This window comes from Ectopseudomonas composti, from assembly GCF_900115475.1.
Lineage (GTDB): Bacteria > Pseudomonadota > Gammaproteobacteria > Pseudomonadales > Pseudomonadaceae > Aquipseudomonas > Aquipseudomonas composti.
In genome coordinates, this window is the sequence record NZ_FOWP01000001.1 from 513,382 (window position 1) to 530,040 (window position 16,659).

Consider the following 16,659-nt stretch of genomic DNA (forward strand, 5'->3'; position numbering starts at 1 on the left):
GATGACATGAACCATATCTATCGCATCGTCTGGAACAGGGTACGCAACGCCTTCATGGTGGTGGCAGAGAACGTCGGCAGCGGCGGCCGCAGCGCCAGCGGCTCGGGTCGTGGCCCAGTGGGCTCGGTTGGCCTGTTCGCACTCAGCGCACTTGGCGCTTCGATTTTCGTCGGTTCGGTGCATGCAGCCGGCGTCGAGGTCGCCAGTGGCAATACCCAGGTATTCCAGGCGCCGAACGGCGTCCAGGTGATCGACATCGCCACCGCCAATAAAGCCGGCGTGTCGCATAACCGCTACATCCACTACAACGTCGATCCGAGCGGCCAGATTCTCAACAACAACTCGGCGCTCACCCGTGCCGGCGCGCTGCAATCGCAGCTCGGCGGGCAGATCGTGCCCAACGTCAACCTGACCAATGAAGCGCGGGTGATCCTCAACGAAGTGGTCGCGCCCAATCGTTCTTCGCTCAAGGGTTACACCGAGGTGGTCGGCGGCAAAGCCGACGTGATCGTGGCCAACCCCTACGGCATCACCTGCTCGGGCTGCGGCTTCATCAACACCGACCGTGCCACCCTGACCACCGGCGTCCCCACCATTGGAGGCGACGGCCGCGTGGCCGGTTTCAACGTCAACCGGGGTGACATCCTGGTCGAAGGCACCGGCCTCGATGGCCGCAACCAGAAAGTGCTGGATCTGGTAGCACGCTCGGTGAAGATCGATGGCCAGATCAACGGTCAGGATGTGGCCGTGGTGGCTGGCAGCAACACCTACGGCTATGCCGACCGCAGCACCACGGCTCAGGCGTCGACCGGCGATACGCCGTTGTATGCCATCGACTCCACCGCGCTGGGCGGCATGTACGCCAATCGTATTCAGTTACTGGCCACCGAGAATGGCGTTGGCGTTCGCATGCGTGGCGAAGCGGCGGCCAGCGCCGATGACTTCGTACTCAGCGCCTCGGGCAAGATCGAGATCAACACACGCATCAGCGCCGAACGCGATATCGCACTGAGCAGCTCGACCGTAGGCGACGCCATTCGTGTCGAGGGCGACAGCACCCAGTTGACCGCCAGGCGCGACATCGCCATCACGGCCCTGGCTGGTCAAGTGGCGCTGGACGAGTCGACCCTGACCGCCAGTCGCGATCTCACCCTGACCGCCGCCAGCCTCAGTGACAACAGCACGGGCGACAAGCGCTACGCCGGGCGTGATGCGCGAATCCAGACCACCGGCAGCACGCAGATTGCCGGCAGCGCCTGGGGTGCCGGCGACGACCTGGCCATCCGTGCCGCCAACCTGACCGTCAACGATGCCGCCAATCTCTACAGCGGTGCCGATGCCCAGGCGACCGGAAAGTCCCTGACACTGACCAGCACCAGTGGCGACCTGCGCCTGAACCAGGCGACCGTGCAGAGCGCGGGCGCGCTGAAGCTGGATTCCGCCGCAGTGCTCGCCACCGGCAGCAACACCGAGATCAAGAGCGTTGGCGATTTCGACGTGAAGGCAACGGGCGCCATCGATCATGCAGGCAAGCTGCTCGGCGCCGCGGATGGCCAGGTAAAGGCCGGAGGGCGTCTGACCAACAGCAACGTGCTGCACGCCGGCGGTGACCTCAGCATTGAGGCCAACTCGCTCGTCAACACCAATACCGCGGGCCTGTCGTCACTCAAGACGCTCGACATCCAGGCCACCACCAGTATCGACAACTCGGGCGCCCTGTATGCCGGCGAACACCTGTCGCTGAAAGCCGGTGACAAGGTACAGAACCAAAGCAGCGGCACTGTCGATAGCAACGGCAGCATGGCCACCGACAGTGCGCGCTTCATCAACAACGGCGCAGTCGTTGGCGTGGGTGACATCCACATCAAGGCCAGCCAGTCGTTCGTCAATGAAACCCTGTGGAGCGGCGGCAGCCTGACCAAGAAAGACGGTGCGGTGACCTACGGCAGGGTGCTCAGCGAAGACAAGATCGCCAACGAAGGCGCGTTCGACAAGGGCATGAACGCCTGGATGTACGACGAACTCTTCACCTACACAGAGGAACTGGTCGGCCTGACCATGGCGCAATTGCAGGCCCTGCAGAAGGCCCAGATCATTGCCAACGGCGCCGGCAGCAAACTGACCATCGACTATGGCACCAGCGGCCTCAACAAAGTGGGGGTGATCTCCGCTGCGAATGTGGAGATCGGCGGCAACGGCACCTTCCGCAATGAAGAGCTGGCACTTTATAACTACGAGAAAGTGCTGCGCTGGATCCGGATCGATGACGAATCCAGCGGTGACGACGACTTCGTCGCCTGGGCACGCGTGCATCCGGATCAAAGATATCTGCCTTCAGACGACCCGGATGATGACAGCAATAACTGGGACAACTGGAACCCGGGCCCCGGCTGGGTGCGCACACGCCACATCGCGGCAGGTGGCTGGCCGACCATACTGGGTGACGAAGCCCGCGAGATGGCCGTCGCGGGTGGTCAACTACGAGATGCCACCGTCAGCGAGCGCAGCGGTGCCGGCATCTTCGCCACCAGTCTCAGTTTCACCAGCGGTACGCTGGAGAACGTCGGCTCGCCCTGGCCTGAGGATGAAGGCAAGGCACGCCTCGGCAGCCAACTGGGCACCAGCGTCAACGGCCCAGGCATCGGCGCTCCCAGCATCACGCTGCCGACCAACCCCAACGGCTACTACGTCCCCAGTAAAACGCCAGGCGCCAAGTACCTGGTGGAAACCAATCCGAACTTCGCGGTGGGCTCGAACTTCGTTGGCTCCGACTACCTGGCCGAACGCTACGGTTTCAACCCGGACACCGTGCAGACGCGCCTGGGCGATGCAAATTACGAGGCCTACCTGATCCGCCAGCAGTTGATCCAGCAGACCGGCAACAACGTGATCGCCGGCTATGACAACGAAGCCGATCAGATGAAGCGCCTGATGGATCAGGCCTATGCCCAGAGCAAGACGCTTGGCCTGGAGTTCGGCAAGACCCCGACGCCGGAGCAATTGGCTGGCCTGACCGAAGACATCGTCTGGATGGAAGAGGTGGTGGTCAATGGCCAGAGCGTGCTCGCACCCAAGGTCTACCTGGCAACCAGCACCGTCGAGTCGCTGGACAAGGGCGCGGTGATCGCCGCACGCGATACCCGCATCAGCGGCGAAGGCCTGAGCAATACCGGCGGTACCATCTCCGGCAGCGGCAGCCTGACGGTCGAAACCCGCGGCGACATCACCAATACCAGTGGCGCCATCAAGGGTGGCAATGTCAGCCTGACCTCCACCGAGGGCAGCATTCGCAACGAAACCCTGGCCATCGGCCAGGGTGACAACACCACCTACGTGACCGCCATCGGCAAGACCGGCAGCATCCAGTCCACCGGCGACCTGAGTCTGGACGCCGCACGCAATATCGAAGTAATCGGAGCCGATATCAGCTCCGAGGGCAACGCCTCGCTGAATGCAGGTGGCGACATCACCGTCGATACCATCGTCGACAAGAACACCACCACCAGCTTCGCGGAGAGCAGCGGTTTCCTCAGCTCCAGCAGTACCCGCACCTCGGTCAGCAGCGAGACCAACATCGGTTCAGGACTGAACATCAAGGGTGACCTGAAGACCCGCAGCGGTGGCGACACCACCATCGCCGGTAGCGAGGTCAACGTCGGCGGCGATCTGGATGCCGAGGCCGATGGCAGCTTCAACGTCATCGCCCGTCAGGACAAGCTGACCGTCGACACCCAGACCAAGACATCCGGGATGGGCGTCGGAGGCGGCCTGTATGGCAGCCAGAAGACCACCGTCAACGACTTCACCGGCACCAACGTCGGCTCCACGCTCAACGTCGGCGGCAATGCCAACGTCAAGGCCGGCGAGCAGATCGTCGTGCAGGGCTCGGACGTCAATATCGGCGGTGATGCCAGCCTCGACGGCAAGCAGGGCATCGCCATCCTCGACGGCCTCGACGAACGCCGTACCGACACCAAGGTCGAGACCACTACCTTCCTCAAGATCGACAGTTCATCAGGGGCTTCAGCCGGCACCGAGACCGAGGCCAGTCGTCAGGGAGCGAGCGCCAGCGCCAAGGCCAGCGCCAACAACAGCACCAACGTCAAGCTGGCGGAAATCAGCACCACGACGACCAACACCGGTAGCAACACCAGCGTGGCGTCCAACCTCAATGTTGGCGGCAACCTGTCGATGCGCAGTGACGGCGACGTCACCGTGCAGGGCTCCAATGTCGAAGCTGGTGGCGACCTGAACGTCGACGCCAAGGACATCAACGTGCTCACCGGGCGCAATGAAAGCTGGAGCGAGAGCAACACCACGCGCACCTCGGTCGGTATCTACGTCGACTCCGAAGCCGGTGCCGAAGCGTCCGCCAATGCCAGCGCCCAAGGCACCGGCAATGCAAAAGCCGAAGCCAAGGCCGAAACCACCGCCACGGCCGGTGCCCGCCACGAGCGCGAGCAGTCCTCCAGCTATGACCTGGTCAATAGCGCATCGAGCCTGAAGTCCGGTGGCAACATGAAGCTCAAGGCCAGCGACACCGCGACCTTCCAAGGCGCACAGGTATCGTCTGGTGGCGACATGAACATCGAGGCCAAGGACATCCGCAACGTCGCCGCGCAGGACATCAGCACCAGCAGCAGCAGTGCCGAAACCCACACTGCCGGCCTCTACGTCGGTGCCAGCGCCGAGGCCAGCACCGAAGCCGGCGTCGACGAGAACGGCCAGGCCAAAGCATCGGCCAGCGCCAGTGCCGAAGCCAGCGCCGGTGTGCGTCAGGCGACCGAAAAATCCAACAACAGCAGCACCTCGATCACCCAGGTGACCAACAGCTTCACCTCCGGCGGCAACTTCAACCGCACCGCACAGAACACCATCGTCGACCAGGGCACCCAGGTCGAGGCGGCCGGCAACATCAGCCAGTCCGCCCGCGAGATTCGCGATGAGGCAGTATCGGATCAAAGCTACTCGTCGGAAAGCTCGTACAGCCACGACGCCCGCGTAGGTGCCTACGTCGGCGCCGAGGCCAAGGCCAGCACCGACGAAGGCGCCAGTGCCGGCACTGGTTATGGCCTCAAGGCTTCGGTGGAAGGCGAGGACAGCAAGGCCTCCGAACAATCCAGCACCGCCGTCACCAGCCGCTTCAAGGCTGGCGGCAGCATTTCCTCCAGTTCCACCGAGAAGACCACGCTGATCGGTACCAACTTCGAAGCTGGCGAAGACATCAACATCCAGGCTGGCTCGCTGGATATCCAGGCAGCTCGCGACACCAGCAGTAGCTCGAGTAGCAGCAAGTCGCTGAGCGTAGAGGTTAAGGTCGGTACCGACGGCGCCAGCGGAGAAGCGGGTTTTGAGGCGGAGAACGCCAAGGAAAACACCTCCACCGCCCGTACTGCGAGCCTCAATGCTGGCGGCAAGCTGAATATCAGCACCACAGGTGACGCACGCTTCGAAGGTACGGAGCTGAACAGTGGTGGAGACACCACCATCGGAGCAGGCGGCAACGTCGAGTTCGCGGCGGCCCGTGATACCTCCAGCAGTTCGTCGAACAACCTGTCGCTGAGCGTTTCCGCCGCCGATGACGGCGAAGGCGAACAGAGCGGCGAAGGCTCCATCGGTGGCGGCCTGAGTCGCAGCAACTCGAACCAGGCACGCACAGGCTCGATCAACTCCGGCGGCAACGTCACGGTAACCTCCGGCGGCGACACTACCCTGCAAGGCACTCAGGTGCAGTCGGCAGGCGATACCAATCTGTCCGCTGGCGGCCAGGTGCGCATGGAATCGGCCGAGAGCAGCTCGTCCGAAGTGGGCGTACAGGCAGGCTTCTCGGCCAAGGCCAGCAAGGATAAGGACGGCGAAGAAAGCGGCGAAAGCTCGGGCTCAGTGTCTATAGCCGTTGGCAGTCAGCAGGGGAGTCGCGCCGCGACGATCAGCTCCGGAGGTCAGACGCGTATCGAACAGGCACGCTGATCAGGGGCTGTTTCCCCGCCACAGGCGCGCTAGGATGTTACAAGGTGCTTATTCCAGCGCACCTGTAGTGGGGGAAACACAATGAGCGAAACCTTCAAGCCCGACGCCGATGCGGTCGACATCATCGAGCGCGAGAACTGCTTTCGCGGTTTCTATCGCCTCGACCGGATCAAACTGCGCCATCGCCAGTTCGCCGGCAACATGGGCCCGCAACTGACCCGCGAGCTGTTCGTGCGTCATGATGCCGTTTGCGTGCTGCCATACGATCCGCAGCGCGATGAAGTGGTGCTGATCGAGCAGTTTCGCGTCGGCGCCATGGACAAGAGCAGCAATCCCTGGCTGCTGGAACTGGTCGCAGGCCTGATCGACAAGGACGAAGAGCCCGAGGAGGTCGCGCGTCGCGAGGCCATCGAGGAAGCTGATCTGCCCCTGACGTCGCTGTGGCCGATCACCCAGTACTACCCCTCGCCCGGCGGCTCGGACGAGCGCGTGCATCTGTTCGTCGGTCGCTGCAGCAGTGAAGGTGCCGGCGGCGTGCATGGCCTGCCCGAAGAAGGCGAGGACATCCGTGTTCAGGTAATGCCGCTGGAAGATGCGCTGGCCGCCGTGCGAGACGGACGTATCGACAACGCTGCCAGCATAATCGCCCTGCAATGGCTGGCGCTGAATCGTGATGAAGTGCGGGGGATGTGGTCGTGAATCTGCTGCGCGAGCGCTATCGGGTCGACTTGGTCGAGCTGCAAGCGGCTTGCGAGGCCAACTACGCACGCCTGATGCGTCTGCTGCCGAACATGCGTGAGCACACGCAAAGCCGTCGCGTAGCCCTGAGCCAGGGCGAACATCTGCTCGGCATCCTGGCGCTGGAAGTGCTGGAAAGCTGCCCCTATACCACCACCCTGCGCGTGCGCCAGGAACACAGCCTGCCCTGGCTGCCGGTGCCACAGTTGGAGGTGCGGGTGTATCACGATGCGCGCATGGCCGAAGTGGTCAGCGCCGAGAACGCGCGGCGCCTGCACATACGCTATCCCTATCCCAACGCGGCGATGCATCAACCGGATGAAAAGAGTCAGCTCAACCTGTTCCTTGGCGAGTGGCTGAGCCATTGCCTGGCGTGCGGGCACGAGCCGCAGCCGGTGATGTAGCCCCCGCAATCAAGCTTTGCACTGCCCGGCCGATATGCGGAGCTGTTCTGCTGGCGTGGTTTTTCATTGCCGGGGGTTAGCGCAAGCCACGTCAAAAACGCTCTCGGCGTTTTTTCTGTGATCTGCGTCCGCTTCCCGGGTTTTCCCTTTGTCGCCGCAACCACCATAATTCACTCGATAATGCCTTAGGAGATGGTCTTGCCGAGCCTGCCCGCCCCATCCACTGAATCCTCGGTCCTGCTGGTGCAGTTGTCCGACAGCCATCTGTTCGCCGAAGCGGACGGCAAGCTGCTGGGCATGGATACGTGCGACAGCCTGCAACGGGTGATCGAGCGGGTGCAGCAGGAGCAGCCGCAGATAGACCTGATCCTGGCCACGGGCGATCTTTCTCAGGACGGCAGCGTTGCGTCGTATCAGCGCTTTCGCCAACTCACCTCGGCCATTGCCGCCCCGGCTCGCTGGCTGGCCGGCAACCACGATGAAACCCCGCCGATGCAGGCCGCCTGCAAAGACAGTGAGTTGTTGGAGCCGGTGATCGACCTCGGGGCTTGGCGCATTACCCTGCTCGACTCCTCGATCCCAGGCGCCGTACCCGGTTTTCTTGCCGACAGCCAACTCGAACTGCTCGAACGCGCCCTCAGCGAAGCACCGCAGCGCCATCACCTGATCTGCCTGCATCACCATCCGGTGTCCATCGGCTGCAAGTGGATGGAGCCCATAGGCTTGCGTAACGCCGATGCGCTGTTCGCCATCCTTGACCGTTATCCGCAGGCGCGGGCCGTGCTCTGGGGGCATATCCACCAGGAGTTCGACCAGATACGCGATAACCTGCGCCTGCTCGCCTCGCCCTCGACCTGCGTACAGTTCGCACCGGGCAGCGAGGAGTTTCAGGTGGGCAGTGATGCCCCCGGCTATCGCTGGCTGTGCCTGCATGCCGACGGCAGGCTGGACACCGGCGTATCGCGCGTCACCGGCATTGATTTCGAAGTCGACTACAGCGTCAAGGGCTACTGACATAACCCCAATCAGCTTGAAGCTTGCAGCTTGAGGCCCCGGACGAGTAGCCTCCCGCTCCATGACCGCATCCATCCTCTATATACACGGCCTGAACAGCTCGCCAGCCTCGCACAAGGCCAGCCAGTTGAGCCGCGCCATGGCCCATCTTGGCCTGGAAAATCAGTTGCGCGTACCGGCCCTGCACCATCATCCACGCCAGGCCATGACGCAGTTGCAGGCGCTGATCAGCGAACTCGGCGCGCCGCTGCTGGTAGGCAGCTCCCTGGGCGGCTATTACGCCACTTACCTGGCTGAGCAGCACGGGCTCAAGGCGCTGCTGATCAACCCGGCCGTGCAGCCGCACCTGCGCTTCGACGGCTACCTGGGCCCACAGAAGAACTACTACAGCGACGAGACCTGGGACCTTACCGAGGATCACGTCCACGCCCTGGCCGAATTCGAGGTTCCGCCACCGAGCGACCCGGCGCGCTACCAGGTCTGGTTGCAGAGCGGCGACGAAACCCTCGATTACCGCGATGCCGAGCGTTACTACCGCGCCTGCGCCTTGCGCATCCAGGCTGGTGGCGACCACAGTTTCCAAGGCTTCGCCGAACGCCTGCCGACCCTCTTCGCTTTTGCCGGCATTAACGCCACACTCTGGCGTGATACCGACTTTTCCGTATTCAATTGACGAACAAGAGACCCTATGGCCCAGCAGAACGCCTATAACGCAGACGCCATCGAAGTCCTTTCCGGCCTCGACCCAGTGCGCAAGCGCCCGGGCATGTACACCGACACCACGCGCCCCAACCACCTGGCCCAGGAAGTGATCGACAACAGCGTCGACGAAGCCCTGGCCGGGCACGCCAAGTCGATCCAGGTGATCCTCCACGAGGATAATTCGCTGGAAGTGCTCGACGACGGCCGTGGCATGCCCGTGGACATCCACCCGGATGAAGGCGTGCCAGGCGTCGAGCTGATCCTCACCAAGCTGCACGCCGGCGGCAAGTTCAGCAACAAGAACTACCAGTTCTCCGGCGGTCTGCATGGCGTCGGCATCAGCGTGGTCAACGCGCTGTCGACCCGCGTGGTGGTCACCGTCAAGCGTGACGGCAACGAATACCAGATGAGCTTCGCCGACGGCTTCAAGGCCAGCGAGCTGGAAGTCATCGGTACGGTCGGCAAGCGCAACACCGGCACCAGCGTGCACTTCTGGCCGGACGCCAAGTATTTCGATTCCTTCAAGTTCTCCATCAGCCGCCTCAAACATGTGCTCAAGGCCAAGGCCGTCCTCTGCCCTGGCCTGAACGTCAGTTTCGAAGACAAGGCCTCGGGCGAGAAGGTCGAGTGGCATTACGAAGACGGCCTGCGCTCCTACCTGGTCGATGCCGTCAGCGAATTCGAACGCCTGCCCGCCGAGCCCTTTGTCGGCAGCCTGGCCGGCAACAAGGAAGCGGTGGACTGGGCCCTGCTGTGGCTGCCTGAAGGCGGCGACTCGGTGCAGGAAAGCTACGTCAACCTGATCCCTACGGCGCAGGGCGGCACCCACGTCAACGGCCTGCGCCAGGGCCTGCTGGATGCCATGCGCGAGTTCTGCGAATTCCGCAACCTGCTGCCGCGCGGGGTCAAACTGGCACCGGAAGACGTCTGGGAGCGCATTGCCTTCGTCCTCTCGATGAAGATGCAGGACGCGCAGTTCTCCGGCCAGACCAAGGAGCGCCTGTCCTCGCGCGAGGCGGCCGCGTTCGTCTCCGGCGTGGTCAAGGATGCCTTCAGCCTGTGGCTCAACGCCAACCCGGAAACCGGCCTGGCCCTGGCCGAGCTGGCCATCAGCAACGCCGGTCGCCGCCTCAAGGCGGGCAAGAAGGTCGAGCGCAAGAAGATCACCCAAGGCCCGGCGCTGCCCGGCAAGCTGGCCGACTGCGCAGGGCAGAACCCATTGCGCTGCGAGCTGTTCCTGGTCGAAGGCGACTCGGCCGGCGGCAGCGCCAAGCAGGCGCGTGACAAGGAGTTCCAGGCCATCATGCCGCTGCGCGGCAAGATCCTGAACACCTGGGAAGTCGACGGCAGCGAAGTGCTGGCCAGCCAGGAAGTGCATGACATCGCCGTGGCCATCGGCATCGATCCGGGTTCAAGCGACCTGAGCCAGCTGCGCTACGGCAAGATCTGCATCCTCGCCGACGCCGACTCCGACGGCCTGCACATCGCCACTCTGCTCTGCGCCCTGTTCGTGCGTCACTTCCGCCCGCTGGTGGATGCCGGTCACGTATACGTGGCCATGCCGCCGCTGTACCGCATCGACCTGGGCAAGGAGATTTTTTACGCCCTGGACGACGCCGAGCGCGACGGCATTCTCGATCGCCTGGTGGCCGAGAAGCGCCGCGGCAAGCCGCAGGTCACCCGCTTCAAGGGCCTCGGCGAGATGAACCCGCCGCAACTGCGCGAAACCACCATGGACCCGAACACCCGGCGCCTGGTGCAGCTGACCCTGGATGATTTCGAGGGCACCCGCGAAGTGATGGACATGCTGCTGGCGAAAAAGCGCGCTGGTGACCGCAAGAGCTGGCTGGAAAGCAAGGGCAACCTGGCCGAGGTACTGGCCTGATGCGCACTCACCTCCTTGCACTCGGTCTGTTGGCCGGCGTCGCGAACGCCGAGCCGGTGGTGCTGGAAGAACTGAAGTTGCAGGCCGAATATCCGGTGACGGATATGCCCAGCGGCAATCTGTCCGGCCTCGCTCTGTGCGGTGAGACGCTGTGGGCGGTGTCTGATCGCGATGACGACCGTATCTACCAACTGCACCGCGAGGAAGACCTGCTGCGCGCCGAGGCGGAAACCTTCGTCGCTCCAGAGCCGCCCGAGAGCGCTCTGCCCTGGGGCCTGCGCATGCGCAACTGGGCAGCCGGGCTGGTGCGTGGAGGCAAACTGGATTTCGAGGGGATTTCCTGCGACACACAAGGCAACCGCTACCTGGTCAGCGAAACCCGCGCCGCCGTCTTGCAGGTCAGCAGCAACGGCAGCACACAGTGGCTCAACCTGCCGAGCGGCCTGGTGCGCCAGGCGCGGGCCAGCGGCATGCTGCTGCATTTCAACCAGGGTTTCGAAGGTATCGCCATCGACCCGGCAGGCGAACGCCTGTGGCTGGCTGCAGAACAGCGTCGCCGCGGCCTGACCGTATTGCATCGCCGTGGTAGCAGTTGGCGCTGCACCGGCGGCTGTGTGCTGAATAGCGAAGGTGGCAACGAAACCTCGCCAGAAGCACTCGGCGGCCACCCGGCACCACGCGACTTCTCCGGCCTTGCCTATTTCGGCGAGAAGCTCTTCACCCTTGAGCGCCAGGCCCATCGCATCTGCCGCCGCACGCTCAGCGACGGCGTCGCGGATATCTGCTGGTCGTTCGCCGCCGAGGCCTTGACCGAGCCACGTCGTTACACACCGAACTACGGCATGGCCGAGGCGCTGTGGATCGACAAGGACGGCGCCTGGATCGGCGTCGACAACGGCAGCCAGACCCGCGCCGACGGCGAAGAACGGCCCGTCGTCTGGCGTTTTGCCGCGCCCAAGGGCGGCTGGAGCCGGCGTCCGTGACGGAGCAGACGCCTGGCCGCCGCGCCGGACGGGTAATGTGGGTGCTCTTCTGGGGCGCCGGCCTGCTGCTGGCCACGCATTTTTTCGGCAACTGGGAAGATCGCCAGCGCAACCCCAACCAGACACCGCAGTCGGTGCATGGTGACGGTTTCGTCGAGGTGAGCCTGGCCAGCAGCCGGCAGGGGCATTACGTGGTCAATGGCCAGATCGATGGGCATGACGTGACCTTCCTGCTCGACACCGGCGCCACTCAGGTCGCAATACCGAGCGCGGTGGCCGAACGTCTCAGCCTGCAACGCGGCGCACCGATCATCATCAGCACCGCTAACGGTCGCGCCACCGGGCATCGCACGCGTCTGGACAGCCTGCGCCTGGGCGATATCGAACTGCGTGACGTCGCCGCACTGATCGCCCCCGGCATGGATGGCGATGAAGTGCTGCTGGGCATGAGCGCACTGAAACAACTCGAATTTTCTCAGAAGGGCGGCACTCTGGTGCTGCGCCAATCAACCTTGCAATGAGGCCCGCATGAGCGAATCCCTCGATTTGAGCCTGGAAGGCGTTGAACGCCGGTCACTCGCCGACTTCACCGAGCAGGCTTATCTCAACTACTCCATGTACGTGATCATGGACCGCGCCCTGCCGCATATCGGCGACGGCCTGAAACCCGTGCAACGGCGCATCATCTACGCCATGAGCGAGCTGGGCCTGGACGCCGACTCCAAGCACAAGAAGTCGGCGCGTACCGTCGGTGACGTGCTCGGCAAGTTCCACCCGCACGGTGACAGCGCCTGCTATGAAGCCATGGTGCTGATGGCGCAGCCGTTCAGCTACCGCTACACCCTGGTCGATGGCCAGGGCAACTGGGGTGCACCGGACGATCCCAAGTCCTTCGCCGCCATGCGCTACACCGAGGCGCGCCTGTCGCGTTACTCAGAAGTGCTGCTTGCCGAGCTCGGCCAGGGCACCGTCGACTGGGTGCCGAACTTCGACGGCACGATGAACGAGCCGGCGACCCTGCCGGCACGCCTGCCCAACCTGCTGCTCAACGGCACCACCGGTATCGCCGTGGGCATGGCCACCGACGTGCCGCCGCACAACCTGCGCGAAGTCGCAGCGGCCTGCGTGCGCCTGCTCGATGAGCCCAGCGCCACGGTCGAGCAGCTGTGCGAGCACGTGCAGGGCCCGGATTACCCGACAGAAGCGGAAGTCATCACGCCTCGTGCCGACCTGCTGAAGATCTACGAAACCGGCCGCGGCTCGGTGCGCATGCGCGCCGTCTACAGTGTCGAGGACGGCGATATCGTGGTTACCGCGCTGCCGCATCAGGTCTCCGGGTCCAAGGTGCTGGAGCAGATCGCGGCGCAGATGCAGGCCAAGAAGCTGCCGATGGTCGCTGACCTGCGTGACGAGTCGGACCACGAGAATCCATGCCGCATCGTCATCATCCCGCGCTCCAACCGCGTCGATGCCGACGAGCTGATGACCCACCTGTTCGCCACCACCGATCTGGAATCCAGCTACCGGGTCAACACCAACGTCATCGGCCTCGACGGCAAGCCGCAGGTCAAGGACCTGCGCACCCTGCTCAGCGAGTGGCTGGTGTACCGCGTCGGCACCGTGCGCCGTCGCCTGCAGTTCCGTCTGGACAAGGTGGAAAAGCGCCTGCACCTGTTGGAAGGCTTGCTGATCGCCTTCCTCAACCTCGACGAAGTCATTCGCATCATCCGCAGCGAGGACTCGCCCAAGCCGGTGCTGATGGAGATCTTCGGTCTCACCGACGTGCAGGCCGACTACATCCTCGACACCCGCCTGCGCCAACTGGCGCGCCTGGAAGAGATGAAGATCCGCGGCGAGCAGGACGAACTGGCCAAGGAACGCGAGAAACTGCTGGCCCTGCTCGGCAGCGAAGCCAAGCTGAAGAAGCTGGTACGCAAAGAAATCATCGAGGACGCCGAGAAATACGGCGATGACCGCCGCTCGCCGATCGTCGCCCGCGCCGAAGCCAAGGCCCTGTCGGAAACCGAGCTGATGCCCACCGAGCCGGTCACCGTGGTGCTCTCGGAAAAAGGCTGGGTACGTTGTGCCAAGGGCCACGACATCGACGCCACCGGCCTGTCCTACAAGGCCGGCGATGGCTTCAAGGCCGCTGCGCCGGGCCGCTCGAACCAGTACGCGGTGTTTATCGACTCGACAGGCAGGAGTTATTCGCTCGCCGCCCACAGCCTGCCGTCGGCGCGCGGCCAGGGTGAACCGCTGACCGGTCGTCTGACACCACCACCGGGTGCAACCTTCGAATGCGTGATGCTGCCGGAGGACAGTGCCCTGTATGTGATCGCCTCCGACGCCGGCTACGGCTTCGTGGTCAAGGGCGAGGATCTGCAGGCCAAAAACAAGGCAGGCAAGGCGCTGCTGACCCTGCCCAACGGCGCCAAAGTGGTCGCCCCCAAGCCCGTCAGCAATCTGGAAGACGGCTGGCTGGCCGCGGTGACCACCGAAGGCCGCCTGCTGTTGTTCAAAGTCACCGATCTGCCGCAACTGGGCAAAGGCAAGGGCAACAAGATCATCGGCATTCCGGGTGAGCGAGTGGCGTCACGCGAGGAGTATTTGACCGATCTGGCCGTGCTACCTAGCGGCGCCAGTTTGGTTTTGCAGGCCGGGAAGCGTACCCTGACACTCAAAGCCGACGATCTCGAGCACTACAAGGGCGAGCGCGGCCGACGTGGCAACAAACTGCCGCGCGGCTTCCAGCGCGTCGACCATCTTCTGGTGGAATAGCGTCGGCAACACGCCCCGTTCTTCCGGGAAATCCGCGCTACCGACAAGCAGCCAAGGCTGGAGTCGTAGCGCGGTTTGACGGATGATACGCGCCCCGGGTCATGCGCAAATGACCCCTGCATGATATGGGATCGATGTGCAGCTGCCCCAGAAGCGGCTGCCTGGAATTAATGATGACTGTAGTACGCCCCGTGGCTCTGCTTCTGACCGCACTGCTCGTATTGAGCGGTTGTAGTCTGCTGCAGCAGAAGCCTGTCCCTCTTTACCAATTGGACAGCGGCAGTGCCGTGACGCCGAGCAAGGACAACGGCGTGACCGTGTTGGTCGGCCCGATCAGCGTAGCCGATTACCTGCGCCAGCAGAATCTGCTGCAACGTCAGGCCGACGGCAGCCTGGTCGCGGCTCAGGATGCTCGCTGGGCCAGCGGTCTGGCCAACGACATCGACCAGCAGATGCTGCGTCAGCTGGCCTGGCGCCTGGATAGCCAGCGCCTGGCTCTGGCGCCGGCAGCGCCCGGCTTCAGTGCCGATGCGCAGGTCATGCTGACCATCACACGCCTGGATTCCGGCCCGAGCCAGCCGGCCGTTCTGGAAGCACAATGGCGCCTGCTTGACCGTCGCGGGCAACTACGCGACAGCCGCCTGATCCGTCTGGAGGAGCCGCACAACGGCCCTCTGGCTGAACAGGTCAAGGCGCAGAGTGCCCTGCTGCAACGCCTGGCTGCTGAACTGGCAGTGGCCATTCAGCCCATCGCGGCAGCAGAGCCGACGCCTGAACCGCCGCGCAAAAAGACCCCGATCGCCAAAGCCAAGCCGCAGGAGCCTGCCGCCGGGCCGAAGATTCCAGTGGCAGAACCCATCAAGATCGATACAGAAGTCTTCCGCTTCTAAACAAAAAGCCCGCGATTGCGGGCTTTTTTCATGGCAACTGAAGCAGCACGCGCTGCGCGTGCCACGCTGGCTCATTTGAGCTCGCTGGAGCTCTTGCCCAGCAGGCGGCGCGCAACGATCAGCAACTGAATCTGCTGAGTGCCTTCGAAGATATCGAGAATCTTCGAGTCGCGTGCCCACTTCTCCAGCAACTCATCCTCAGCGTAGCCCAGCGCGCCGGCCAGCTCGACGCACTTGAGCGTCACCTCGCTGGCTACACGCCCGGCCTTGGCCTTGGCGATGGAGGCCTCTTTCGAGTTGGGCAACTTGTTGTCGGCCATCCACGCGGCCTTGAGCGTCAACAGCCGCGCCGCCTCCCACTCCGCCTCCAGGCGATACAGCGTGGCCTCGGCATGGCTGACGGCGAGCAACGGCTTGGCATAGTCGAAACGGCAACCCGCCTTGCTCAACAGTTCACGCGCGCGCTCCAGTGCCGCGCGCGCTACGCCGACCGCCATCCCGGCGACCAGTGGTCGGGTGTTGTCGAAGGTCTCCATGACCCCGGCAAACCCCTTCTGTACGTCGATCTCGGCATTGCCCAGGAGGTTGGCGGCCGGCACCCGACAGTCGCTGAAGCTGATCGAGGCAGTGTCGGACGCCTTGATGCCCAGCTTCTTCTCCAGGCGCGTGACCATCATCCCTGGCGTGCCTTTCTCGACCACGAAGGATTTGATCGCAGCGCGGCCCAGGCTCTTGTCCAGGCTGGCCCACACAACCACCGAGTCCGCCCGTTCGCCGGAGGTGACGAAGATCTTCTCGCCATTGAGGATGTAGTGATCGCCGTCCTTCACTGCCATGGTGCGGATCGCCGCCGAATCGGAGCCGCAGCCCGGCTCGGTGATAGCCATAGCGGCCCAGGTCTTGCCCAGGCGCGTCAGCTGTTCATCATTGGCCACCGCCGCAATTGCCGCATTGCCGAGCCCCTGGCGCGGCATGGCCAGTAGCAGGCCGACATCGCCCCAGCACAGCTCTATCACTCCGAGCAGTGCCGCCATGTTGCCGCCGTTCTTGATGCCGTCCTGCTGTTCACGAGCAGCGCCGCGTTTACTGGCCGAGCCGGCGCCGACCGCATCAGGCGAGCCTTCGTTCATGCCGTCGAGCAACGCGGCGAGCAGATCCAGCTCCTTGGGGTAGGCATGCTCGGCCTTGTCGTACTTGCGCGAGATAGGCCTGAAGTAATGCTTGGCCACTTGCCTGGCCTGGCGCTGCAGGCCGCGGAATTTCTTCGGGGTTTCCAGATTCATCCAGGTATTCCT

11 protein-coding genes are annotated in these 16,659 nt (G+C 63.8%); 10 read left to right on the plus strand and 1 reads right to left on the minus strand.

Features of this window, described 5'->3' with window-relative positions:
* Positions 1-6 precede the first annotated feature (6 nt).
* The 10 genes from BM059_RS02275 to BM059_RS02320 all read left to right on the plus strand — a co-directional run bounded on the left by BM059_RS02275 (position 7) and on the right by BM059_RS02320 (position 15,364).
* On the plus strand, positions 7-5,970 hold the full coding sequence (locus BM059_RS02275; RefSeq protein ID WP_074936435.1) for a hemagglutinin repeat-containing protein: 5,964 nt from the start codon (positions 7-9) through the stop codon (positions 5,968-5,970).
* Between the two features lie 81 nt (positions 5,971-6,051).
* Positions 6,052-6,669: an NUDIX domain-containing protein gene (locus BM059_RS02280; RefSeq protein WP_074936437.1), complete on the plus strand. Its 618-nt coding sequence runs from the start codon at positions 6,052-6,054 to the stop codon at positions 6,667-6,669.
* On the plus strand, positions 6,660-7,112 hold the full coding sequence (locus BM059_RS02285) for a DUF1249 domain-containing protein (protein ID WP_074936439.1): 453 nt from the start codon (positions 6,660-6,662) through the stop codon (positions 7,110-7,112). The genes BM059_RS02280 and BM059_RS02285 overlap by 10 nt, the downstream gene beginning before the upstream one ends.
* Positions 7,113-7,304: 192 nt before the next feature.
* Positions 7,305-8,126, plus strand: a complete 822-nt coding sequence (gene cpdA, locus BM059_RS02290) for a 3',5'-cyclic-AMP phosphodiesterase (RefSeq protein ID WP_371919640.1) — start codon at positions 7,305-7,307, stop codon at positions 8,124-8,126.
* Positions 8,127-8,187: 61 nt separating this feature from the next.
* Entirely contained in the window at positions 8,188-8,799 is a 612-nt protein-coding gene (locus BM059_RS02295; RefSeq protein WP_074936441.1) for a YqiA/YcfP family alpha/beta fold hydrolase, read from the plus strand.
* A 15-nt stretch (positions 8,800-8,814) separates the two neighbouring features.
* Complete coding sequence (gene parE / locus BM059_RS02300) at positions 8,815-10,713, plus strand: DNA topoisomerase IV subunit B (protein ID WP_074936442.1); 1,899 nt, start codon at positions 8,815-8,817, stop codon at positions 10,711-10,713.
* Positions 10,713-11,696, plus strand: coding sequence for an esterase-like activity of phytase family protein (locus tag BM059_RS02305; protein WP_074936444.1), 984 nt, complete (start codon positions 10,713-10,715; stop codon positions 11,694-11,696). Before parE ends, BM059_RS02305 begins: the two co-directional genes overlap by 1 nt.
* Positions 11,693-12,217, plus strand: a complete 525-nt coding sequence (locus BM059_RS02310) for a retropepsin-like aspartic protease family protein (RefSeq protein ID WP_037003440.1) — start codon at positions 11,693-11,695, stop codon at positions 12,215-12,217. Before BM059_RS02305 ends, BM059_RS02310 begins: the two co-directional genes overlap by 4 nt.
* A gap of 7 nt (positions 12,218-12,224) precedes the next feature.
* Entirely contained in the window at positions 12,225-14,474 is a 2,250-nt protein-coding gene (gene parC, locus BM059_RS02315; RefSeq protein ID WP_074936446.1) for a DNA topoisomerase IV subunit A, read from the plus strand.
* A gap of 170 nt (positions 14,475-14,644) precedes the next feature.
* Positions 14,645-15,364 carry a PqiC family protein gene (locus BM059_RS02320; protein ID WP_074936448.1) on the plus strand — a complete coding sequence of 240 codons (720 nt, stop codon included), beginning with the start codon at positions 14,645-14,647 and terminating at the stop codon, positions 15,362-15,364.
* A 71-nt stretch (positions 15,365-15,435) separates the two neighbouring features.
* Here BM059_RS02320 and BM059_RS02325 read toward each other — a convergent pair whose 3' ends face one another.
* A complete protein-coding gene (locus BM059_RS02325; RefSeq protein WP_037003443.1) occupies positions 15,436-16,647 on the minus strand; it encodes an acyl-CoA dehydrogenase family protein in 1,212 nt (403 codons plus the stop codon).
* Positions 16,648-16,659 lie beyond the last annotated feature (12 nt).